Below are 24,514 nucleotides of genomic sequence, written 5' to 3'. Positions count from 1 at the left end.
TTTTGTATGAAATGCGTTTTTTCTATGAAAAAAGTATTGCCAAATGGCATTGGGGCGAGTATTATATATCAAGTGGTTAGGCGACATGCCTACCGGGGCCGCTGCCAAGCGTTCCAAAATAACAAAGTCTGAAAAAAGTGTTGACACTTGCTTCTGTACTTGTTATTATATAAAAGTTGTTTCAAGCGAATAACTTGAAAAGACGTCTGTTGCGGATGTGGCGGAACTGGCAGACGCGCTGGATTTAGGTTCCAGTGCCTTCGGGCGTGCAGGTTCGATTCCTGTCATCCGTATTATCGGTTATCCGATAGACATGCCGACTTAGCTCAGCTGGCAGAGCACTTCACTAGTAATGAAGGGGTCGCTGGTTCGAATCCAGTAGTCGGCATTTGATGCGAATATAGTTCAGTTGGTAGAACGCTACCTTGCCATGGTAGAGGTCGCGGGTTCGAATCCCGTTGTTCGCTTCTGATTCTTTATAGGATCAAATAATTAAATAATGGGCTTATATGCTAATTGGATAAACACCCCGGCTACGAACCGGGTATTGCAGGTTCGAGTCCTGCTAGGCCCATCGATTGGAAAAACCATCAAGTAATAACTTGGTGGTTTTTCTGTCGTGTTTTACCACAAGATTTCGAACTGAATAGGCAAACTTGTTTGGTACGATTTACATAATCGATTAAGTGTGAAATTTTTTGTTTGGTTTTTGTGTTTAATGGTAAACTTACCTTAAGTCAGAACGACGTGACGAATTATTGGCATTAGTGAACCGCACGTTCTATAATAATGTCAACATTGGTCAAGGAGGCGCAAAGATGGCTGAACAAAATATGTCAGACTATATCGAAGCATATCTCAAACAGATTTTGCAGCAATCAGAACAGATTGAAATTCGGCGCGCAGAGCTTGCGGAACGATTCGACGTTGTGCCTTCGCAGATCAACTATGTCATTAAGACACGGTTTTCAATTCAACAAGGTTATCGCGTGATTTCAAAACGCGGTGGCGGTGGCTTTATCCGCATTGAGCGGGTGCCGCTGAGGGCTGATCCTCATTATATTGAAGAGTTGTTATCAAGTCTTTCTGACCAGGTGAGTGTTCGTGAGGTTCGCGATATCTTATCTAGTCTAGTACGCGATGAGATATTAACGGAACGGGAGCAGGAGCTGCTGCTGACAATGTTGTCGAAGGAAGCGTTGGACGTTGGGGATGTTCAAGTTGAAGGACGTCTACGCGGACGATTGCTACGTCAATTATTAAACCGAATGCGGTTTGAAAGTGAGCGTAATTAATATGGATAATCAATACACACCAAGCGCCAAGAACGTACTTGTTTTGGCGCAAGAACAAGCAAAGTATTTTAAGCACCAAGCAGTTGGTACTGAGCACCTTTTGTTGGCTTTGGCCATCGAGAAGGAAGGTATCGCTAGCAAGGTAATGCAACAATTTAACATCTCTGACGATGATATTCGTGAGGAGATTGAGCGATTCACTGGTTACGGTACGTTGTCACGTGCTGAAAAGGAAGCTTACTTGCCATACTCACCAAAGGCTGGTGAAGTGTTGCAAATGGCCGGTGAAGAAGCACGTAACATGCAACAAGGCCGCGTTGGTACGGAACACATCTTGTTGGCATTGTTGGCTGATGATTCAATTTTGTCATCACGTATCTTGATTTCATTGGATGCAAATCCAGGTGAGATGCGTCGTGTCATTTTGCGTAAGCTTGGTATCAATGATACGGCACGCAAGAAGGATGCTCGTGGTGGCCGTCGCGGTAACCAACAAGCACAAGAAGGAACGCCAACCCTTGATTCATTGGCGCGTGATTTGACGCAACAAGCGCGTGATCACCGCATGGATCCAGTTGTCGGCCGTTCTGCTGAAGTTAAGCGTGTCATCCAAATTTTGTCACGTCGTACGAAGAACAACCCAGTCTTGATTGGTGAGCCTGGTGTTGGTAAGACGGCGATTGCTGAAGGTTTGGCCCAAAAGATTGTCGCTGGGGATGTGCCAGCTGACATGGCAAAGAAGCGTTTGATGATGCTTGATATGGGTTCTTTGGTTGCCGGCACGAAGTATCGTGGTGAGTTCGAAGACCGTTTGAAGAAGGTTATCGACGAAATCCAACGTGACGGAAACGTCATCTTGTTCATCGATGAGTTGCACACGTTGATTGGTGCTGGTGGTGCAGAAGGTGCCATCGACGCCTCAAACATCTTGAAGCCAGCTTTGGCTCGTGGTGAGTTGCAAACGATTGGTGCGACAACGTTGGATGAGTACCAAAAGTACATTGAAGCTGATGCTGCTTTGGAGCGTCGTTTTGCCCAAGTGCAAGTTGACGAACCAACGGAAGCTGATGCCATTGAAATCTTGAAGGGCTTGAAGTCACGTTATGAGCAACACCACCAAGTTGCCATTTCAGATGATGCCGTAGTTGACGCTGTTAAGTTGTCAGTGCGTTACATCACGGATCGCTTCTTGCCAGACAAGGCCATCGATATCATGGACGAAGCTGCGGCTAAGGTTCGTATCGATCGTTCAGGTCACAAGACGCCATTGGCTAAGTTGGAAGAGAAGTTGCAAGCTATCCGCGCTGAAAAGGATGCCGCTATCGAGTCTTTGGACTTCGAATTGGCAGCGCAACTTCGTAAGAAGGAAATGACGCAAAAGAAGAAGGTTGATAAGTACATCGCCGAACGTGATGCTGAGCAACCTGAAGGAACGTCAAACTACGACTTGGAAGTTACGACGCACGATGTTGCTGAAGTGGTTTCAGAGCAAACTGGTATTCCACTAACGCAAATGGAAAAGTCAGAACAAGAGCGTTTGTTGAACTTGGAGAAGGTTTTGCACGACCGTGTTATCGGTCAAGACGAAGCCGTTTCAGCAATTGCCCGTGCCATTCGTCGTGCCCGTTCAGGTTTGAAGGATCCACAACGCCCAATTGGAACATTTATGTTCTTGGGACCTACTGGAACTGGTAAGACTGAATTGGCTAAGGCATTGGCTGAAGCAATGTTTGGTTCAGAAGACAACATGATTCGTGTTGATATGTCTGAATACCGTGAAGCATACTCAGCAAGCCGTTTGGTTGGTTCAGCACCTGGTTACGTCGGTTATGACGAAGGTGGTCAATTGACTGAAAAGGTTCGTCGTAACCCATACTCAGTTGTCTTGTTGGACGAGGCTGAAAAGGCTCACCCAGACATCTACAACTTGATGTTGCAAGTGTTCGACGATGGTTACCTAACGGATGCTAAGGGACGTAAGGTTGATTTCCGTAACACGATTATCATCATGACGTCTAACTTGGGTGCAACGCGTTTGCGTGATGAGAAGTCAGTTGGATTCGGTGCGGTCGACAAGTCTAAGGACTACGACGCAATGAATGCGACTGTTCGTCAAACATTGCGTGAGACGTTCCGTCCAGAATTTATTAACCGTATTGACGAAGTCGTGGTCTTCCACGCTTTGACAAAGCCAGAACTACACCAAATCGTGAAGTTGATGGCCAAGTCAGTGTTGAAGCGTATTTCAGAACAAGGATTCGATGTTAAGATGACGCCAGCTGCTATTGATGCAGTGGCCGAAGCTGGCTTCGATCCTGAATACGGTGCCCGTCCAATTCGTCGTGCGCTACAAACGAAGGTTGAAGATCGTTTGTCAGAGGAATTGTTGAGCGGTAAGATTACAACGAATGATGTTGTGACAATCGGTGCGAAGGCCGGTGAAATCACGATTAACGTGAAGGCGAAGGCTGAGCCAAAAGAGACGGTCACAGAATAACCATAATTTATTTGAAAAAGCGAGTATTGACAAAGGACGCAAACCTTGATAATGCTTGCTTTTTCTTGTATACTATAAGGTAGTTTAATTGTGCATAGACAACGGCTGACAGGAAATATTGTCCCTGAAAGCCTTTATAGCAGGGGCAGTGGCGTTTTCGAAGTCGAAAATGTCGTTGTCTTTTTTGCACTCAAAAACCGGTAAAAAACAGATTTTGTAATCAAACTGTAAAGAAACTGGTGTGCGCAGTTGGCCAAATCAAAGCGAGGTGGAAAACTTGGTAGGAACGCTTGTAAAGTACGGTAAGCACCGTGTTCGTCGCAGTTACGCACGAATCAAGGAAGTCCTTGATTTGCCTAACTTGATTGAGATCCAAACGGACTCATACAACTGGTTCTTGGATGAAGGATTGCGTGAAATGTTCACTGACATTTTGCCAATCGAAGATTTCCAAGGAAAGTTGTCATTGGAATTTGTGGACTATAAGCTCATGGAGCCTAAGTACACAGTAGAAGAAGCTCGTAACCACGATGCAAATTACTCAGCACCATTGCACGTAACGTTGCGCTTGACGAACCAAGAAACTGGTGAAATCAAGTCACAAGACGTGTTCTTCGGTGACTTCCCATTGATGACGCCATCAGGTACGTTCATCATTAACGGAGCTGAGCGTGTTATCGTTTCACAACTTGTTCGCTCTCCTGGTGTTTACTACAACGAGGAATTGGACAAGAACGGTCGTCCTAACTACGGTACGACGTTCATCCCAAGCCGTGGTGCTTGGTTGGAATTTGAAACAGACGCAAAGGGATTGAGCTACGTACGTATCGATCGTACGCGTAAGTTGCCTGTTACTGAATTGGTTCGTGCCTTGGGTTACGGATCAGATTCAGAGGTTTTGCAAATCTTGGGTGACCAATACGATTCAATCTCATTGACGTTGGATAAGGACGTTCACAAGGACATCAACGACTCACGTGTCGAAGAGGCCTTGAAGGACATCTACGAACGCCTACGTCCAGGTGAGCCAAAGACGGCCGATTCATCTCGTGCCTTGTTGACGGCTCGCTTCTTCGACCCAAAGCGTTACGATTTGGCACCTGTTGGTCGTTACAAGATCAACAAGAAGTTGTCATTGAAGACGCGTTTGATGGGCTTGACGTTGGGTGAGACGTTGGCCGACCCTGATACTGGTGAAGTTATCGCCGAAAAGGGAACGGTTGTCGACAAGAAGGTTATGGCTGCTTTGGCACCATTCCTTGACCGTGACGACTTTAAGACGACGACATTTACGCCTTCAGACGAAGGTGTTGTGACGACGCCTATGACGTTGCAAACTATCTTGGTTGAAAACCCAGAGGATCCTGAAAAGGTTTTGCCAGTGATCGGTAACGGTCAATTTGACGAATCTGTTCGTACGATCCAACCAGCTGATATTATCGCTGGTATGAACTACTTCTTGAACTTGCCATTGGGCATCGGCGCAACGGACGACATTGACCACTTGGGTAACCGTCGTATCCGTCGTGTGGGTGAATTGTTGCAAAACACATTCCGTATCGGTTTGAGCCGTATGGAGCGTGTGGTTCGTGAGCGTATGTCTATCCAAGACCCAGATACGGTTACACCACAACAATTGATTAACATCCGCCCTGTTGTGGCAGCTGTTAAGGAGTTCTTCGGTTCATCACAATTGTCACAATTCATGGACCAAACTAACCCTCTTGGAGAATTGACGAACAAGCGTCGTCTATCTGCCTTGGGACCTGGTGGTTTGACTCGTGACCGTGCCGGTTATGAAGTCCGAGACGTGCACTACACGCACTACGGACGTATGGACCCTATCGAAACGCCTGAAGGTCCTAACATCGGTTTGATCAACTCATTGGCTACGTACGGTCGTGTTAACCGTTACGGATTCATTGAGACGCCATACCGTCGTGTTGACTGGACGACTCACAAGGTTACGGACAAGATTGACTACTTGACGGCCGACGAAGAAGATAACTTCATCGTTGCCCAAGGTAACTCAGTTTTGAACGAAGATGGATCATTTGCTTCTGACGTTGTTTTAGCTCGTAAGAGTGAGGAAAACGTCGAAGTTTCTATCGACCAAGTTGACTACATGGACGTTTCTCCTAAGCAAATTGTTGCCGTTGCCACGGCCGCAATTCCTTTCTTGGAAAACGATGACTCTAACCGTGCCTTGATGGGTGCCAACATGCAACGTCAAGCGGTTCCTTTGATCGATCCACACGCACCATTGATTGGTACGGGTATCGAATACAAGGCTGCCCACGACGCCGGTGTTGCCATTATCGCTAAGTACCCTGGTACGGTTGAGTACGTTGACGGTCGCGAAATCCGCGTTCGTCGCGAAGATGGTTCACTTGATAAGTACGAATTGATGAAGTTCCGTCGTTCAAATGCCGGTAAGAACTACAACCAACGTCCAATCGTTAAGGTTGGGGATGCAGTTGATGCCGACGAAGTTTTGGCCGATGGTCCATCAATGGAGCAAGGTGAATTGGCTTTGGGACAAAACCCATTGATCGCCTTCATGACTTGGCAAGGATATAACTTTGAAGATGCCATCATCATCAACGAACGTTTGATCCGCGATGATGTTTACACGTCAATCCACATTGAAGAATACGAATCAGAGGCTCGTGATACGAAGCTTGGCCCTGAAGAGTTCACTCGCGAAATCCCTAACACTGGTGAAGAGCAATTGAAGAACTTGGACGAGCGCGGAATTATCCGTATCGGTGCTGAAGTTGAAGACGGTGATCTTTTGGTTGGTAAGGTTACGCCTAAGGGTGTTACTGAATTGTCAGCTGAAGAGCGTTTGCTACACGCCATCTTCGGTGAGAAGGCCCGTGAAGTTCGTGATACGTCATTGCGTGTTCCTCACGGTGGTGGCGGTGTCGTTCAAGACGTTCGTATCTTTACGCGTGAGAACGGTGACGAATTGGCACCAGGTGTTAACATGATGGTTCGTGTTTACATCGCACAACGTCGTAAGATTCAAGTTGGTGACAAGATGGCCGGTCGTCACGGTAACAAGGGAACTGTTTCAGTTATCGTGCCTTCAGAAGACATGCCATTCATGCCAGACGGAACGCCTATCGACATTATGTTGTCACCAATGGGTGTGCCATCTCGTATGAATATCGGACAAGTGCTTGAATTGCACTTGGGTATGGCTGCTCGCGAATTGGGTATCCACATCGCATCACCTGTCTTTGACGGTGCCCGTGACGCGGATATCTGGGACGCTTTGAAGGAAGCTGGTTTGCCATCAGACGGTAAGACTGTCTTGTACGATGGTCGTACTGGTGAAGCCTTCGACAAGCGTGTTTCTGTCGGAATCATGCACTACATGAAGTTGGCCCACATGGTCGACGACAAGATGCACGCCCGTTCAATCGGACCTTACTCACTTGTTACGCAACAACCACTTGGTGGTAAGGCGCAATTCGGTGGACAGCGTTTCGGTGAAATGGAAGTTTGGGCCCTTGAGGCCTATGGTGCTGCGCACACTTTGCAAGAAATCTTGACGTACAAGTCAGATGACGTTGTTGGTCGTGTTAAGACTTACGAGGCCATCGTTAAGGGTGACCAAATCCCTAAGCCAGGTGTACCGGAGTCATTCCGTGTCTTGGTTAAGGAATTGCAAGCTCTTGGTTTGGACATGAAGGTCTTGGACGCAGATGATCGTGAGATCGAATTGCGTGACATGGATGATGACGATTCAATCGTTAACATCGAAGCCGCTAATGCAGAAGCACAACGTTTGGCACAAGAATTTGCTGCCGACGGTGCCGAAGCATCAGCTCCTAAGGCTGACGGTGTCGTTAACTTGAACGACGCTGAATAAGAGATTATTCTTAGCCCTGCGCTACTTTTAAGAGATTGTTAGCCAACCTAGCACATTGCTAGGTTCGTGCTTACTGCGTTTGATCATTCGAACATGGTAAGCACGGACTTAGTGAAGTGCTGGATTGGATTGTATATAGGAACCTACGAAAGGGGTCAAACCATTGATTGATGTCAATAAGTTTGAAAGCATGCAAATCGGACTGGCTAGCCCAGACAAGATTCGCAGCTGGTCTTATGGTGAAGTTAAGAAGCCTGAGACAATCAACTATCGTACGCTCAAGCCTGAAAAGGATGGACTTTTCGACGAGCGTATCTTTGGACCTACCAAGGATTACGAATGTGCGTGCGGAAAGTACAAGCGTATTCGTTACAAGGGAATCGTTTGTGATCGTTGCGGCGTTGAAGTAACGTCTTCAAAGGTCCGCCGTGAGCGCATGGGTCACATCGAGTTGGCCGCTCCTGTATCACACATCTGGTACTTCAAGGGAATCCCTTCACGTATGGGATTGGTCTTGGACATGTCACCACGTTCATTGGAAGAGATTATTTACTTCGCTTCTTACGTGGTTACAAAGGCCGGTGATACACCTTTGACTGAAAAGCAATTGTTGTCAGAACGCGAGTACCGCGAGTTGAAGGCAGAATATGGTAGCGCATTTGAAGCTGGCATGGGTGCTGAAGCTGTACAAACGTTGTTGTCAAACGTTGACTTGGAAGCCGAAGTTGAGACGTTGAAGGCAGAATTGCGTGAGGCCACTGGTCAAAAGCGTGTTCGCGCCGTTCGTCGTTTGGACATTATCGAAGCTTTCGTTAAGTCAGGTAACAAGCCAGAGTGGATGGTTATGGATGTTATTCCAGTTATCCCACCTGACTTGCGTCCAATGGTGCAATTGGAAGGTGGACGTTTTGCAACGTCTGACTTGAACGATTTGTACCGTCGTGTTATCAACCGTAACAACCGTTTGAAGCGTTTGTTGGAGTTGAACGCACCTGGAATCATCGTGCAAAACGAAAAGCGTATGTTGCAAGAAGCCGTCGACGCGTTGGTTGACAACGGTCGTCGCGGACGTCCTGTAACAGGTCCTGGTAACCGTCCATTGAAGTCATTGTCACACATGCTTAAGGGTAAGCAAGGACGTTTCCGTCAAAACTTGCTTGGTAAGCGTGTTGACTACTCAGGACGTTCAGTTATCGACGTTGGTCCTTTCTTGAAGATGAACCAAATGGGATTGCCACGTCCAATGGCTATGGAATTGTTCCGCCCATTCATCATGAAGGAATTGGTTGCGCGTGACTTGGTTGGAAACATCCGTGCCGCAAAGCGTATGATCGACCGTCGTGATGACGCTGTTATGGACGTCTTGGATGACGTTATCAAGGAGCACCCAGTTCTTTTGAACCGTGCACCAACGCTTCACCGTTTGGGTATTCAAGCGTTCGAACCTGTCCTAGTGCCAGGTAAGGCTATGCGTTTGCACCCATTGGTTACTGAAGCTTATAACGCCGACTTTGACGGTGACCAAATGGCCATCCACGTTCCTTTGTCAGATGAAGCTCAAGCAGAAGCTCGTTTGTTGATGCTTGCCGCTGGACACATCTTGGCACCTAAGGATGGTAAGCCTATCGTGGCCCCATCACAGGACATGGTTATCGGTAACTACTACTTGACGACTGAAGAAGCTGGTCGTGAAGGTGAAGGTATGGTCTTCAAGGATATCAACGAAGCTCGTACTGCATTCCAAAACAAGTATGTGCACTTGCACACTCGTATTGGAGTTCAAACGTCTTCATTCCCTGCAGAAAAGCCATTCACTGACGAGCAACGTTCACGTATCATGACGACGACTGTTGGTAAGTTGTTCTTTAACGACATCTTGCCAGTCGACTTCCCATACTTGAACGAGCCAACCGAGGCTAACTTGCACGCCATTGACGACCGCTTCTTCTTGGAGCCAGGAACTGACATCAAGGCACACTTTGCTGAGACGCCAATCTTGCCTCCATTCAAGAAGGGATTCTTGTCAGACATCGTTGCCGAAGTCTACAAGATCTACAAGGTTACTGAAACGTCATTGCTATTGGACCGCATGAAGGACTTGGGTTACGATGAGTCAACTAAGTCTGGTTTGACGGTTGGTGTGGCCGACGTTACTGACTTGAAGGAAAAGCCAGGAATCATCGAAGAAGCTCACAAGCAAGTCGCTACTGTTTCTAAGCAATTCCGTCGTGGATTGATTACTGACGATGAGCGTTATGAGCGTGTTATTGCCATCTGGAACCAAGCGAAGGATGACATTACTGCTAAGCTTATTGAGCACTTCGAGCCTGATAACAACATCTTCATGATGTCAGATTCAGGAGCTCGTGGTAACATTTCTAACTTTACGCAATTGGCCGGTATGCGTGGTTTGATGGCTGCGCCTAACGGACGTATCATGGAGTTGCCTATCATTGCCAACTTCCGTGAGGGATTGTCAGTTTTGGAAATGTTCTTCTCAACTCACGGTGCTCGTAAGGGTATGACTGATACGGCCTTGAAGACGGCCGACTCAGGTTACATGACTCGTCGTTTGGTTGACGTTGCGCAAGACGTTATCATTCGTGAGATCGACTGTGGTACTGATCGTGGTTTGGATGTTTCTGCAATCATGAACGGTAACGAAGTCATCGAGTCATTGTACGAGCGTATTTTGGGACGTTATGCACAAAAGGCTGTTATCGACCCTAAGACTGGTGAAGTCATCGTTGCTCACAACCAAATGATCGACGAAGACAAGGCTAAGGCCATTGTCAACGCCGGCGTAACGACTGTTAACATTCGTTCAGCCTTTACTTGCAACACGGAACACGGTGTCTGCGTATACGACTACGGTCGCAACATGGCTACTGGTGACGTTGTTGAAGTTGGTGAAGCTGTTGGTACTGTTGCCGCACAATCAATCGGTGAGCCTGGTACGCAATTGACTATGCGTACTTTCCACACTGGTGGTGTTGCCGGAAACGATATCACGCAAGGACTTCCTCGTGTGCAAGAAATCTTTGAAGCACGTAACCCTAAGGGTCGTGCTATGATTACTGAAGTTACTGGTGAGGTTACTTCTATTGAAGAAAACCCAGCAGAACGTACTAAGGAAGTTACTGTTCAAGGTGAGACGGATACGCGTACTTACACGTTGCCAATGACTGCACGCATGCGTGTGGCCGAAGGTGATCAAATCCACCGTGGTGAGACGTTGAACGAAGGTTCAGCTGACCCTAAGGAAATCATCCAAGTACGTGACACGTTGGCTACGGAAAACTACATTGTGCGTGAAGTGCAAAAGGTTTACCGTATGCAAGGTGTTGAGATCTCTGACAAGCACATCGAAGTTATGGCTCGCCAAATGCTTCGTAAGGTGCGTGTCATGGATCCGGGTGAAACGGACTTGTTGCCAGGTACGTTGATGGATATCGCGCAATTCCGTGATGCTAACGAAGAGACGTTGTTGAAGGGTGGTTTGCCAGCCACAGCACGTCCAGTTTTGCTTGGTATTACCAAGGCATCATTGGAGACGAACTCATTCTTGTCAGCCGCATCATTCCAAGAGACGACTCGTGTCTTGACTGACGCTGCTATCCGTGGAAAGAACGATCCATTGGTTGGTTTGAAGGAGAACGTTATCATCGGTAAGTTGATCCCAGCTGGTACTGGTATGAAGCAATACCAAGCTGTTGAAGACAAGGTCGTTGCAGATCCTGTTGTTGTATCAACTGAAGAGGGTACGAAGATTCCTTCAATCGCTGATATTGAAAACTCAATGAACTTGCACAACGACTAATCTCGGTTAATCGCTGTTAGTTCATAACAAAAAGCACTTCAACTTAGATGTGAATCTAGTTGAAGTGCTTTTTTGTATACATATGAAAAAAGAGCAACTGATACTTTTCTGCGATATAAGTACCAGTTGCTCTTTTCTTTTCAATGCTAAGCTCGTGGGTTGAGCCAGCATATCTAGCGAAATTTGGGGTAGTCAGCTAGATAAAACGTCTTAGTTGAGAATTAGTAAGAGAATCTCACGACGTATTAACTATAAACCCAAGACGACCGATTGCAGATGCATTCCCATTTTCTTCTGGAATACAGTACACAAGGCACTTGTCCCACCCCAGAAACTAAAATTAGCGGGCAAAACGCTTGAAATTCACATTTTCTTCATAATTCGACCTTACAATAAATGCTTATAAAGAGTAAGAGAGAAGTAAGAAGGACGTTGTGTCATGCGACAAATGAATATTAATAAGGGTAACTATGAGGTAAAGTCTCACTACAAGATGTACAAGGCCGGTAAGCGTTGGGTAGTCGCTGGAATGGCCACGGTATCATTGTTAGGGGGGCTTTTAATGTTGTCAGCGGACGCATCTGCTGATAGCGTCGATGCTGTGGTTCCAGCATCAGAAAGTTCAGTAACAGCTGAGGTTAGCACCCCAACTGACTCAGTTGTATTAGATAGCGCGAGTGCATCAGTAGCACCCGCTTCTTCAGTGAGCGCTGAAGTTTCAGCCTCATCAGCAAGCTCAGTTGCACCGGTATCAGTTTCAACGTCAGCGTCTGTTGTTTCAGCAGAAGCTTCTTTGAGTGCGTCACAATCACTAGCAAGTAGTGTTGTTGTGCCAACTGATGCAGTGAAGGTGCAAGATGATGTGGACGCCGATGGTAATGTGCGCAAGGCGTATGCTTTGGGCACGTCAACTGATGCTAATCAAGATGTGCAAACGCCAGCATCAGCTAACACTAATGTTTCAACGTATAATGCCACACCATCAAGTGCAGATTGGACGATTACGAAGCCAGGATCTTTGGCAGCATCTGAGCACGTGGCTACTTCAAACGCTGTCGCAAAGTCTCAATTTACGTATATCGGTTCTGGTTCTGATGGTAACACGAATGTAAACCCTAACTTTAAGCAAACGGGTGATATCACGGGAGATGTTACTTGGAATAATAGTTACAAGGCATCAACAGTATCAAATGCGACTGACCTGCAGAGCGTTGTGTCCGTTGCAAACTCAGTAGCAGATAGTGTTGTCTCAAGTTTGTTGCCAGGTAAGGAAAATAGTATCGACTGGAAAGCCATCACGCCACAAATTTCTAACGAAGGTGGAACTTTAGCATATGGTTCTAAACTAAAAACAACTAATGAGTTTGAAATTCGTGGTGGGTATGTACTTTTGCCTATTTTGGCAGACGGTACTACTGGATCGAAGTCTAACCTTTATACCAGTGGTCAAGGTGTTAGTAACGGAATGTATGGTGGAGGTCAAGCTGTTGGTGTGATTATGACAACAGCCGAACCAACAGATATGGGAACTTTGAAAATGGGACCTAAGTTGGCTACTCTGAACTTGAGTGATGGTATTGAAGGTGTACCAAATGCCGTTATTGCGGGACGAGACTTGTACATTGCTCGTCAGGGTGACATCGATCCACTTTTGGTCCACGTTCGACAAACTAATGCTAACGGGGCGCTCTACGCCGACAATAGTACTGCAAACACTATTAATGGTGTGAATGGCTCGAAAAACATTGAAGGTAATGCAGTTACTAAAAATGTTAATGATCAGACTGGATATGCCTATGCCAAAGAAGCGTATGACGGTAATGGAAACAAGATATCTGTGTCTAGCACTGCATCAAACGCAACATATGTCGGATCTGACTCAGACAAGTATACGGCTATTCAAAATTATCTAAGTAAGGGTGTTTATTTTGATTACCTATGGGTACCACAGAAAAATGCTGATGGTACCTTAAAGATGACAACTATCAATGGAGAACAGTATGTGAATGCCACGCTAACGTATACTGAGTACGCAAACGCGGATGCCATTGCTGTGAACGCAACAGCAGCAACAAAGGCCAAGTACCTATTGAGCACCGTTACGAGCAATGTAATTGTTCAACAAGAAATGTCTATCGGTTTGTTTGCAGGTAACGGTGGTAATGGACAATCATTCTTCGGTGGTATTTCTTACTTCCGTGGAACTAACGTTACTGATGATGTTCAAGTGAACTATCAATTCAAGAAGGACCCAACTAGCCTGGTACAGACGAACACTGTTACTGCGTTGGCCGGTGAAACTGTTCAAATTAATGGTGGTAAGGATACTGTAGCAGCGACTGACGGTCACTATGTCTCAAACTATGACGCACCTGAAATTAAGGGCTTCAAGATTGATTCATCAAGCAAGTTGTCAGCTGTTGCTGGAACGGACAAGACCCTTACTGTAATTTATACGACTAACCAAGATGATTTTGATGCACAAGTAACGACTGCTCAAAAAGCCAAGGACAGTATTGATGCAAGTATCACGACTGCTCAAGACGCTTTGAAGAATGCTAAGACTGACCAAGATAAGTCTGATATCAATCAAGCAATCAAGCAATTGCAAGGTATGTCTACCAAGGTTCAAGGTATTATTGACCAACTTAAGACAGATACTGACGCAAAGAAGATATCGGCGCTAGACACTGTTAATGCGGTAACATCAACGTTGACTGCGTTGGAGAAGAGCGCAGCCAGTGCAACTGCGATGGCAGACGACGCAACAAAGTTGACCAGCGCTGTAACGTCATTCTCAGACGCTAACACAACTGATAAGGATGAAGACATCGCCCACACGCGTGCTGAACTTGAAGGCCAAACGACAAGTAACTCAGTAACAGCCGAGATGGGAACGAAGGTTCAAGAAGCCAAGAAGGCATTGGATGAAGCGATTGCGGACAAGACTTCAACGACTGCAGATATCGTTTACAAGCGTTCAGTTTTGTTGGCCGATATGGCAACTGACGAACAAGCAAGCAACGATGATGTAGCAGTTGCAGCAGCAACGAAGCGTTTGAATGATTTGGTAGATGGTGGCATGGATAAGGCCAGCGCAACTGATCTTGACGATGCACGTGTAGCACTTGCGACAGCGGTTGAAAACGTTGTTAATAAGAACGTTTTGGACGACGGTGATGTGCAAAAGGCACAAACTAACTATGCCAATGACCTTGCAACTGGTAAGGACACAACAGATAGTTTGAAGGCTTTGCAAGACGCCGTTGCTAACGCTAATACTGCTTTGCAAGAGGCTGAGACTAAGGCCAAGAACGACGCTGTACCAAGCAACTTGTTGGATCAAATTAACAGTGAAGCTAGCTCAAGCTTGGCTGCAATTGTAACTAAGACGAACAGTATGGGTGCCGATTCAACGTACACGAAGTCACAATTGGTTGATCAAATGAGCATCTTGTCTAGTGCTTTGTCAGGATTCTCTGCTGCACGTACCGAAAAGAGTTTGGCTGCTAGCTCAGTTTTGACGTCACTAGGTACAGCAAGCCTGGCTGGCGATTTGTCAGATGCTGTTTCAGCATTGCGCTCTACTTTGAGCAACAGTTCAGCTACTAAGACTGAAATCGAAAACCGTACTGCGGTTGTGAACGCTGACTCTGTTTTGTCATCATTGGCAAACCCAGACATGAAGACGACATCAATGTCTAGCTACGTTTCTTCAATTGCAAGTTACGTATCAGCTTTGGCAACTTCAAGTGGTGTAACGTCAGCTTCATTGGCGACGGCTGTTGGTGCATTGCAATCAGCAATTGACACGCCGGTTTCTTCAGTTGTTGAAGATAACACTGCTGTTAAGTCTGCTGAATCAGCATTCGCTTCAGACCTGATTGCTGGTAAGGATATTGCGTCAGCATCTTCAGCATTGAGCGTTGCAGTTTCTACGGCTAACACTGAATTGACTGCTGCTAAGAAGTCAGCAGCATCATACGCAATTCCAAGCAACATTGCTGATCAAACTGAGGGTAACTCAGCGTTGAACTCAGAATTGGCAAAGGTGCAATCAATGGGTGCAGATTCAATCTACACGAAGAGTGCATTGGACTCAGAGATGGCCGTTTTGAGTGATTCATTGTCACACTTTACGTCAGTTTTGAACACGGCTAAGACATCAGCTGCTTCAACTGCTAAGACGACGGGTAATGACATTGTTAACTCAATGGCATCTGTATTGAAGAGCGTGGCTGCTAACTCAGATGCAACGCTATCAATGGTTGCTTCAGCAAGTACGGCTTTGAAGTTAGCAACGTCAACGGTTGTTGATTCAGATATTGCTGATGATGTAGCGGTTAAGAATGCCGAGACAGATTATGCGTCAGCTTTGAACTCAGGCGCCACAACGTCAGATGCATTGTCATCAGTATCATTGGCACTTTCTGTTGCAACGTCAGCAGCGACGTCAGCTTTGAGCAACATGAAGAGCGCTGCTTCAGTAGCGGTCGTTGACAGCAATTTGACTGACCAAGAAGATGCTTCAATGGCATCTATTGTTACTAAGTTGAACTCATTGGGAGCCAAGTCAAATGGCGTAAAGGTTGCTGACATGAGCTCAGCTTTGTCAGCATACAACTCAGCTGTTGCGTCATATAAGACGGTCTTGTCAGATGCGAAGTCAGTTGCTTCAGTAACTGCTTCAAAGACGACAGGAAATGACATTGTTAACTCAATGGCGTCAATTTTGACGAGCATCGCTGCTAATTCAGCCGCAACGTCATCAATGGTTGCTTCAGCGAGCGCGGCCTTGAAGTTGGCAACGTCAACGGTTGTTGATTCAGATATTACTGATGACGCAGCAGTTAAGTCAGCCGAAACAGCCTATGTTTCAGCATTGAAGTCAGGTGCCAAGACACCAGATGAACTTGCTACGGTAAACAAGGCCCTTTCAGCCGCAACGTCAGCTGCAACGTCAACGTTGAACAGCATGAAGAGTGCCGCTAAGGTAGCGGTTATTGATAGCAACTTGACTGATCAAGAAGATGCGTCAATGGCAGCCGTTGTGTCAGACTTGAACTCATTGGGAGCCAAGTCAACCGGCGTTAAGGCAACTGACATGAGTTCAGCTTTGTCAGCTTATGATTCAGCTGTTAAGTCATACAAGGCTGTTTTGTCAGATGCAAAGTCAGCTGCCTCAGTAACTGCTTCAAAGGCAACTGGTAATGACATCGTTAACTCAATGGCTTCAATCTTGACGAGCGTCGCTGCTAATTCAGCCGCAACGTCATCAATGGTTGCTTCAGCAAGCACGGCCTTGAAGTTGGCAACGTCAACTTCAGTCGCAGCAAATGTCGCAGATGACGACGCTGTTATGTCAGCTGAATCAGCTTACGTTTCAGCTTTGAACTCGGGTGCAGTGACGTCAGCTGCTTTGTCATCTGTTGCAACGGCACTTGATAGTGCAAAGTCAGCTGCAGCAACTGCTTTGGCAACGGCTAAGTCAAACGCGACGACGGAAGAACCAGCAAACTTGACGGATCAAATTGCTGATTTGCCAGCAGATGATCGTCAAAAGTTGACGGACACGATTGCAGATTTGGCAACTAAGGTTGGTGATGACGCAACGACGTTGAAGCAAATCCAACATGACCAAGATATTATTGATGGTATCTTGTCAGGTTTGAAGACGAAGTTGAACGATGCCAAGACTGGTGCCAAGGGTGATGTTACTGCTTGGGATAAGATTTCATCACTTTACGCAGATCAAACTGACGTGACTAGCGCTATCCAAAAGGATATTGATACGTTGAATGGTTTGACGGCCGACAAGACGGCTACCAAGAAGCAAATCGATGACGCTCGCAAGCAATTGCAAGACGACATCGACGTTGTGAAGGGTGTTCGTAACGATGCCGTTACTGACGTAAGAACACTGCCGACGCCAACAAGGACAACGGTGATGCCGAAGTTACAAAGACGGTTGGTAAGTTGAATGACGCCCTTGATAACGGAACGGCTTCTGACATCAAGACAGCCATCGAAAACGTTAAGACAGCCGTTGATACGGTTGTTGTGCCAAATATCTCAGATTCTGATGATGTGGCTGACGCGAAGAAGGCGGTTAACGATGCTTTGAACGCCCCTAAGTTGGATAAGACTGTCGTACAAAACGCAGTTGATAATTTCAACACGGCCGTTGCCAAGGCACAAAAGGATTTGGCAGATACGAAGGATGGCGCAGCTAACGATGAGAAGTCATGGACTGCTGATGCCCCTAAGTATGCCGATCAAACAACGACGGCTATTCAAAACGACATTGACCACTTGAACGAATTGACGTCTGACAAGACGGCAATGAAGAAGACCATTGATGCAGCTCGCAAGCAATTGCAAGATGACATCAAGACGGTTGCTAGTGTTCGCGATGTAGCGGTTAAGACGGCTGACGATGCTGACAAGGCAGTTGTAAATGGCGACAACGACGACGTGAAGAACTACCAAGCAGCGGTTGATAACGCTATGAAGACTGGTACGGCTTCAGATATTGCCAAGGCAGTTGCTAAGTTGCAAACGGCTGACGCAACGGTTGTGCCAACAAACGTTTCAGATGATGCTGATGTGACGGCTGCTAAGACCGCTGTTGATGATGCATTGAAGAACGATGGTGACGTTGCCAAGGCTAAGGCTACTTATGACAACGCTATTGAACAAGCTAAGACGAAGTTGGCTGATGCGAAGCAAGACGCCAACGACGACACTTCAGCTTGGGATAAGGCTGCCTCACTATACACGGACCAAGATACTGACGATATCCAAAATGACGTTAAGAAGTTGAACGATTTGGTGGCTGACAAGAATGCTACGAAGTCTGACATCGATGACGCGCGCGAGCAATTGCGCAAGGATATTGCAGTTGTAACGGGTGCCCGTGATGGCGCAGTGGATGATGGTAACGATACGGTTGATGCAAACGCAGATAACGACGATGCCGAAGTTAAGACGACGGTTGATACGTTGAAGGGTGCAATTGCCAACGGTACGAAGAAGGCCATCGAAACGGCAATCAACAAGGTAAAGACAGCGGTTGATACGATTGTGGCTGCTAACATTTCAGATGATGCTGATGTTAACGCTGCCAAGAAGGCTGTTAACGATATCTTGAACGCTGATGGTTTGGACACGGACAAGTTGACCAAGGCAACAGACAAGTTGACGACGGCCGTTGCGGATGCCAAGAAGGCCTTGCAAACAACGAAGGACGGCGCTTCTGATGATGAATCATCATGGAACGATGACGCACCTAAGTATGCAGATCAAGACATGACGGCTATTCAAAACGACATCGATCATTTGAACGAGTTGACGGCTGATAAGACGGCAACGAAGACTGCTATTGATGACGCTCGCAAGCAATTGCAAGATGATATCAAGGCAGTTGATGATGTTCGCCAAACGGCAGTTGATAAGGCCGACGACGCGGTTGTGGCTGTGAAGAACGGTGACAATGACGACGTAAAGAACCGTGTTGCAGCGGTTAAGGATGCTGCAAAGACGGGTACAGCCACTGATGTTGCGAAGGCAGTTGCTAAGTTGCAAACGGCCGATGCAACGGTTGTGCCAACGAACGTATCTGACGATGCTGACGTAACAGCTGCCAAGAAGGCGGTTGACGATGCACTGAACAACGATGGTGATGCTGACACGGCTAAGACGGCTTACGATAACGCGGTCGCTACGGCGCAAGCAACGTTGAAGCAAGCGGTCGCTGATGCCAATGCAGTGAAGGTGCCTGCCAACTTGCAAGACCAAGTTGAAATGGCTAAGAAGAACAAGCTTGGTGATGTTAACCAACAAGTGACGGACTTGCAAAACGCAGCCGGCCAAGACGATACGACGGCAACGACGCTTCGTTCAGGCATGAGTGATATCCAAGCTCGTTTGGATGACATGACGGCTAAGTTGAACACGACCCGTGAGGCTGCGCAAAAGTTGGTTGATCAAACGGCTGATGCAACAGACACGAATGTGGTTGCTGCGCGCAAGCAAGTGACGAACTTGTTGGCTAACAACGACACAACGACGATGACGGACTTGCAAAACGCGATGAACGTTTTGACTGCCACGTCAAAGCCGGCTGATGCCAATGTTGTGAAGACACCAGCAGCACCAGTTAAGTCAGGGCAAGTTTCAACGACGGTTGCTGACGGTGATACGGCCTTCGCGATTGTGACGGACGATAACGGTAAGCAAACGGTTGTGCAAATGAGCAAGGACGCAAATGGTACGGCTACGGCTAACGTGCCAGGTGCTAAGGATGCCCAAGTTGTGACAGTTTCAAAGAATGGTAACAAGCCGTTTATCTTTGTGACTGACGGTTCAGGAACGGCACAATACACGGAGTTGACGCCAAATGGTGTTAAGACGACGATTACGCCTGACGGAACGTCAACGAAGACGACTGATGGTAAGACGTTGGATGTGCCTGCTGATGGGGATGTCACGGTGATGTACTTGCCAACGGCTGAAGTGTCAGTGCAAGCTGGTGCTAAGAATGTGCAAGTGCCTGGTAAGACTGGTTACACGGCTACGGTAACGGATGCGCAAGGAAATGCAGTAGCATTGACTGACGGCATGATTGCGGTTGATGGTGTGCCTGCTGGTACGAACTACTTGGTAACGTACACGCCAGATCCTGCCAAGGTTGTCGTGAAGTTGGGAACTGATTCTGGTTTCGATAAGGGCGAAGAGCCAGCTGCTGGTAACGCAAACGCGCAAAAGTTGACGACGGTTGCTGATGCCTTGGCTAAGTTGCAAAAGGATGATGCCACGCTTGCATCCATTGTTTCAACGGGTTACACGGATACGAAGGTTAACGTGACGAACGCTGTTGAAGCTATGAACCGTGTTGATCAAAACTTGAACATCGATGGTTATGCCCACCGTGTTGTTGCACCTGATGGTACGCAATACGCTTCATTGGAAGAAGCCGTTAAGGCGAACCCAACCTTTGCTGCGGGAACCACGCAAATGAAGGTTGTTTATGCACCGTTGGATGGTCAAAAGATTCAAGTTAAGGATGAAGACGGCAACGTTATCGGTACGGTAATGGGTAAGTCTGACGCCGAGATTAACGTTGATGACTTCAAGTCTGTTGATGCTGAGTTGCAAGCTAAGGCTGAGCAAGGCAAGCTAAAGATGACGGTTAAGGCACCAGATGGTAAGACGTACGACTCATTGATGGCAGCACTTCAAGCGACGGGTTACTTTGACCACGTTGGATTGGAAGATGGTCCATCAACCTTTGACCAAAGCGACGCCAAGTTCGTAGCTACGGCTTGGGATGAGAATGGTAAGGCAACTGCCGGGTACATGGTTCTTGGTGAGCCTGCTACGCCAAACGATATGGACATCCAAGACTTTGTTGTGTCATTCGCACCAGCAAATGATGGTGCTGATCAAAACAACACGGACAAGGGTAACAAGCCTGGTTCATCTGTTGCGGATAACAACCAAAACGGTGACCACACGAACACATCTGGCGCAACTGCTAACAACAACAGCGGTGCCCAAGGTGAGCAAGTGAACGTGGCTGGACCAGCTAACGAGTCACGCGATGGCTCTGAAGCGAACAACGTAACTGTTGCTGGTCAAACGGCTGGTGCACAAGTTACTGGTTCACAAACGGCAGGCCAAACTAGTGCAACTGCTAACACGACGCAAAACGTCGCTTGGCAAGCGCAAGGTGTTGCACAAAATGCAGATAACAACGCTTCACTACTAGCAGCTGCTGGTAATGAGCAACAAGCAAAGACGGCTAACACAGCTGATGCACGCATCACTGAGTTGCCTGAAACGGCAGCTGTCATTCAAGATTCAATTGTGCCTTTGGAAAGTGCAAAGCAAGCAATGAATTTGACAGGTCGCGTAACTGAGAATGACTTCTTGGTTGTGATTGCTGCCATGGTTGCGAGTGGTTTGTTCGGTCTTTTGTTGGCGTTCTGGCGTCGACGCAAGGAAGATGAGCAAGCAACACGCTAATCGGTAGAGAGTCCCTGGACGGGTAAAACTGTCCAGGGACTTTTTGCGTTGATTGCCAATGGGTCTTACTTGAGTATCTGGGGTTAAAAGCGTATAGTGTATGTTACGTTTAGTAAGTAAAGTAGTCTGCACAAGTCATTGGAGGACGATAAATTATGGAAGATTTTCGCTTTGTAAATAAGACGGATATTCGCTTTGGAAAGAACCACATCGATGCTGAGTTGCACGATGCCGTGGCCCAATTTGGTCAAAACGTTTTGTTGACGTACGGTGGTGGTTCAATCAAGCGTTCTGGCTTGTATGAGCGTGTTATGAAGGCTTTGGAAGGTTTGAACGTCGTTGAATTGGACGGCATCGAGCCTAACCCAAAGATTGATTCAGTTCGCGAGGGTCAACGTTTGGCCAAGGAGAACGACATCGACGTCATTTTGGCCGTTGGTGGTGGATCAGTTATCGATGCATCTAAGGTGATTGCATCAGCAAAGTTTTATGATGGGGATGCCTGGGACTTGGTCGCTGACCACGGTGTAAAGTACCGTTCAAAGTTGAACCAATTGCCAGTTGTCGACATCTTGACGTTAGCTGCAACGGGTACTGAAATGAATGCCGGTTCAGTTATCTCAAACCCAGAATTGAACGCTAAGATTGGTACGTATGGACCAAACACACCAGCTGTTTCATTCTTGGACCCACAATTGACGTACTCAGTTTCAAAGTGGCAAACGGCTGCCGGATCATTCGACATCTTCTCACACTTGACTGAGCAATACTTCGACCGTGCCGAGAACACAGACATTTCTGACGGTATGATTGAAGGTATCATGCGTGCCGTTATCAAGTGGGCACCAGTTGCTTTGGAAACGCCAGACAACTACGATGCCCGTGCTAACTTGATGTGGGCCTCAACGATGGCTTTGAACGGTTTGGTACGTTCAGGAAACGTGAACGGCTGGACGGTTCACCCAATTGAGCACGAGTTGTCAGCCTTCTACGACATCACTCACGGTGTTGGTTTGGGAATCTTGACGCCACGTTGGATGAAGCGTGCTTTGTCAGCAGCCACGGTTGCTAAGTTTGCTCGCTTCGGACGTAACGTTTGGGATATCCAAGACGCTGACGACCAAGTCGTTGCTGAAAAGGCTATCCAAGCCACTTACGACTGGGTAAAGTCATTGGATGTCCCAACGACTTTGCAAGGTGTTGATATCAACGATGACACGAACTTCCGCGCAATGGCTGAGTCAGCTGTTAAGATCGGTGGTTTGGATCACGAGGGTGGTTACGTGAACTTGACGGTTGATGATGTTGTGGCTTTGTACCAAGCATCAATGACGACTGAAGGTTTCGAAGACTAATTAACATATTGAAGGACAAAGTACATGTTTGTGCTTTGTCCTTTTTAGTTTTCCGGCAACAAAAAACCACCCGGCAAGGAGTACCGTGTGGTGAAAGAAGGTGCGGCGATGGGATTCACCGCAAATCATTTATTATGACTGATATTATTATCGCAACCAGGTATGACGTTTTTGTTGACAATTGTTGCCCGAAAACGGCGTATAATGTTGCTTATTGAAGTGAGGTGGACGGATGGCTAATATAACTTACCGGCAGGCAACTATGGCTGATGCCGATGCAATTTGGCAAATTATATCAGATGCTAAGGCAGTCATGTCTATTGATCATAATCCACAGTGGGATAATGGCTATCCATCCCCAGAAATCATCAAAGCCGACATCGCTAAAGGGTACGCGTACATTCTGCAACTCGATGACGAAATCGTCGCCACAGCCACGCTTTGGCAAGAGAAAGACGTGAACTACCAGCGTCTCCAAGGCGGTCGCTGGCTGTACCCAACTAAGCGTAAGCCTTATGCGGTTATTCATCGCATGGCGGTGTCATTCCAACACCAGGGCTACCATTTGTCGACAGAGCTGTTCACGCATTTATTTGCGACAGCCCGGGCAAAGGGGTATGATTATATTCGGATTGATACACATGATAAAAATAAGAAAATGCAAGCCATTATTGCACGTCGTGGCTTTACTTACCGTGGCCAGTTAGCCGGTAGCCGACGAGCATACGATATTGACTTGAGTAATGAGGATAAACATGAAGAAGATTGAAAAAGGGATTAAGTTCGTCAGCGAACACTTGGACATGTTCCGCTGTACTGTAGATGGCGAGCCTTATGACCACGTTGAAGGCAATACCTTGGTATGTGCGCATAACCACCGTTTGGACATTAATAAGAAGGGTTCCCTTTATTTCTTGAACCACGCAGTCAATACGGAGTATGATGATGCCATGTTGGCGGCTCGTCGTCGTGTTTTGACGGCCGGTTTGTTCGATGGCATCGTGGACGCGGTTGCGGACCAATTGCCTGCCGACCCACAACGCATCATGGATGTGGGAACCGGTGAAGGGACGCCATTTGCCCGTTTGATAGCCAAGCGTGGCAACATCGATACCGGTATTGGTTTCGATATTTCTAAGGCAGGGGTTAACTTGGCAACGCAATTGGACACAGATGCGTTCTTTGCAGTCGCTGACTTAGCGAACCTACCATTTAACGACAATAGCTTTGACAGTATCGTGGAGTTCTTCTCACCAAGTGCGTATGAAGAATTCAAGCGTGTCTTGGCACCCGAGGGAACGTTGGTGAAGGTGGTCCCATCATCTGGTTATCTACACGAATTGCGTGAAATGTTGTACCCTGTGGATTCACCAAATCACACGTATAGTAACCAAAAAGTGGTCGACCGCTTCATGGAGAACTACCCAGACGCCACACAAACAGAGATTTCATACCAATGGCAAATTCCAGCTGACTTGTATGTTGATCTGTTACACATGACGCCATTGCACTGGGGCGCGCGTCCAGAAGCCCAAGCGGCAGCGGAAGCCACACCATTACCAGCTGTGACAGTCAACGTGGTTGTGCTAACTGTTAAGCCTTAATTCACAGCGTGTGGATAAAAGAAGTGGTTTTCCACAA

Annotated in this window: 9 protein-coding genes and 4 tRNA genes; all 13 read left to right on the top strand. The window is 47.0% G+C overall.

Annotated elements, in window-relative coordinates; all coding sequences use genetic code 11:
- The first annotated feature begins 211 nt into the window (after window positions 1–211).
- Window positions 212–293, top strand: a tRNA-Leu gene (locus ACAW68_09790).
- A gap of 22 nt (window positions 294–315) precedes the next feature.
- Window positions 316–388, top strand: a tRNA-Thr gene (locus ACAW68_09785).
- A gap of 6 nt (window positions 389–394) precedes the next feature.
- Window positions 395–467 (top strand) — tRNA-Gly (locus ACAW68_09780).
- Window positions 468–501: 34 nt separating this feature from the next.
- Window positions 502–574, top strand: a tRNA-Arg gene (locus ACAW68_09775).
- A 244-nt stretch (window positions 575–818) separates the two neighbouring features.
- Window positions 819–1,295 carry a CtsR family transcriptional regulator gene (locus ACAW68_09770; protein ID XGA15736.1) on the top strand — a complete coding sequence of 159 codons (477 nt, stop codon included), beginning with the start codon at window positions 819–821 and terminating at the stop codon, window positions 1,293–1,295.
- Between the two features lies 1 nt (window position 1,296).
- On the top strand, window positions 1,297–3,792 hold the full coding sequence (locus tag ACAW68_09765; GenBank protein XGA15735.1) for an ATP-dependent Clp protease ATP-binding subunit: 2,496 nt from the start codon (window positions 1,297–1,299) through the stop codon (window positions 3,790–3,792).
- A 268-nt stretch (window positions 3,793–4,060) separates the two neighbouring features.
- On the top strand, window positions 4,061–7,672 hold the full coding sequence (rpoB, locus tag ACAW68_09760; GenBank protein ID XGA17027.1) for a DNA-directed RNA polymerase subunit beta: 3,612 nt from the start codon (window positions 4,061–4,063) through the stop codon (window positions 7,670–7,672).
- Window positions 7,673–7,835: 163 nt separating this feature from the next.
- Window positions 7,836–11,492, top strand: coding sequence for a DNA-directed RNA polymerase subunit beta' (gene rpoC, locus ACAW68_09755; protein ID XGA15734.1), 3,657 nt, complete (start codon window positions 7,836–7,838; stop codon window positions 11,490–11,492).
- Window positions 11,493–11,931: 439 nt separating this feature from the next.
- Window positions 11,932–17,472 (top strand): KxYKxGKxW signal peptide domain-containing protein, encoded by a 5,541-nt coding sequence (locus ACAW68_09750; protein XGA15733.1) that lies wholly within the window; start codon window positions 11,932–11,934, stop codon window positions 17,470–17,472.
- Entirely contained in the window at window positions 17,469–21,518 is a 4,050-nt protein-coding gene (locus tag ACAW68_09745) for a hypothetical protein (GenBank protein XGA15732.1), read from the top strand. Before ACAW68_09750 ends, ACAW68_09745 begins: the two co-directional genes overlap by 4 nt.
- 155 nt (window positions 21,519–21,673) lie before the next feature.
- Window positions 21,674–22,873 (top strand): iron-containing alcohol dehydrogenase, encoded by a 1,200-nt coding sequence (locus ACAW68_09740; GenBank protein ID XGA15731.1) that lies wholly within the window; start codon window positions 21,674–21,676, stop codon window positions 22,871–22,873.
- Between the two features lie 232 nt (window positions 22,874–23,105).
- Entirely contained in the window at window positions 23,106–23,642 is a 537-nt protein-coding gene (locus ACAW68_09735; GenBank protein XGA15730.1) for a GNAT family N-acetyltransferase, read from the top strand.
- On the top strand, window positions 23,629–24,477 hold the full coding sequence (locus ACAW68_09730; GenBank protein XGA15729.1) for a methyltransferase domain-containing protein: 849 nt from the start codon (window positions 23,629–23,631) through the stop codon (window positions 24,475–24,477). The genes ACAW68_09735 and ACAW68_09730 overlap by 14 nt, the downstream gene beginning before the upstream one ends.
- Window positions 24,478–24,514: the final 37 nt, after the last annotated feature.

This window comes from Weissella confusa (assembly GCA_041871065.1).
Lineage (GTDB): Bacteria > Bacillota > Bacilli > Lactobacillales > Lactobacillaceae > Weissella > Weissella confusa_A.
This window is presented reverse-complemented; position numbering and strand designations above follow the sequence as displayed.

Bases quoted from the DNA above. Each gene is read 5' to 3' on its own strand.
- ACAW68_09770 (XGA15736.1), top strand. From the start codon at position 819: ATGGCTGAACAAAATATGTCAGACTATATCGAAGCATATCTCAAACAG.
- ACAW68_09765 (XGA15735.1), top strand. From the start codon at position 1,297: ATGGATAATCAATACACACCAAGCGCCAAGAACGTACTTGTTTTGGCG.
- ACAW68_09750 (XGA15733.1), top strand. From the start codon at position 11,932: ATGCGACAAATGAATATTAATAAGGGTAACTATGAGGTAAAGTCTCAC.
- ACAW68_09740 (XGA15731.1), top strand. From the start codon at position 21,674: ATGGAAGATTTTCGCTTTGTAAATAAGACGGATATTCGCTTTGGAAAG.
- ACAW68_09735 (XGA15730.1), top strand. From the start codon at position 23,106: ATGGCTAATATAACTTACCGGCAGGCAACTATGGCTGATGCCGATGCA.
- ACAW68_09730 (XGA15729.1), top strand. From the start codon at position 23,629: ATGAAGAAGATTGAAAAAGGGATTAAGTTCGTCAGCGAACACTTGGAC.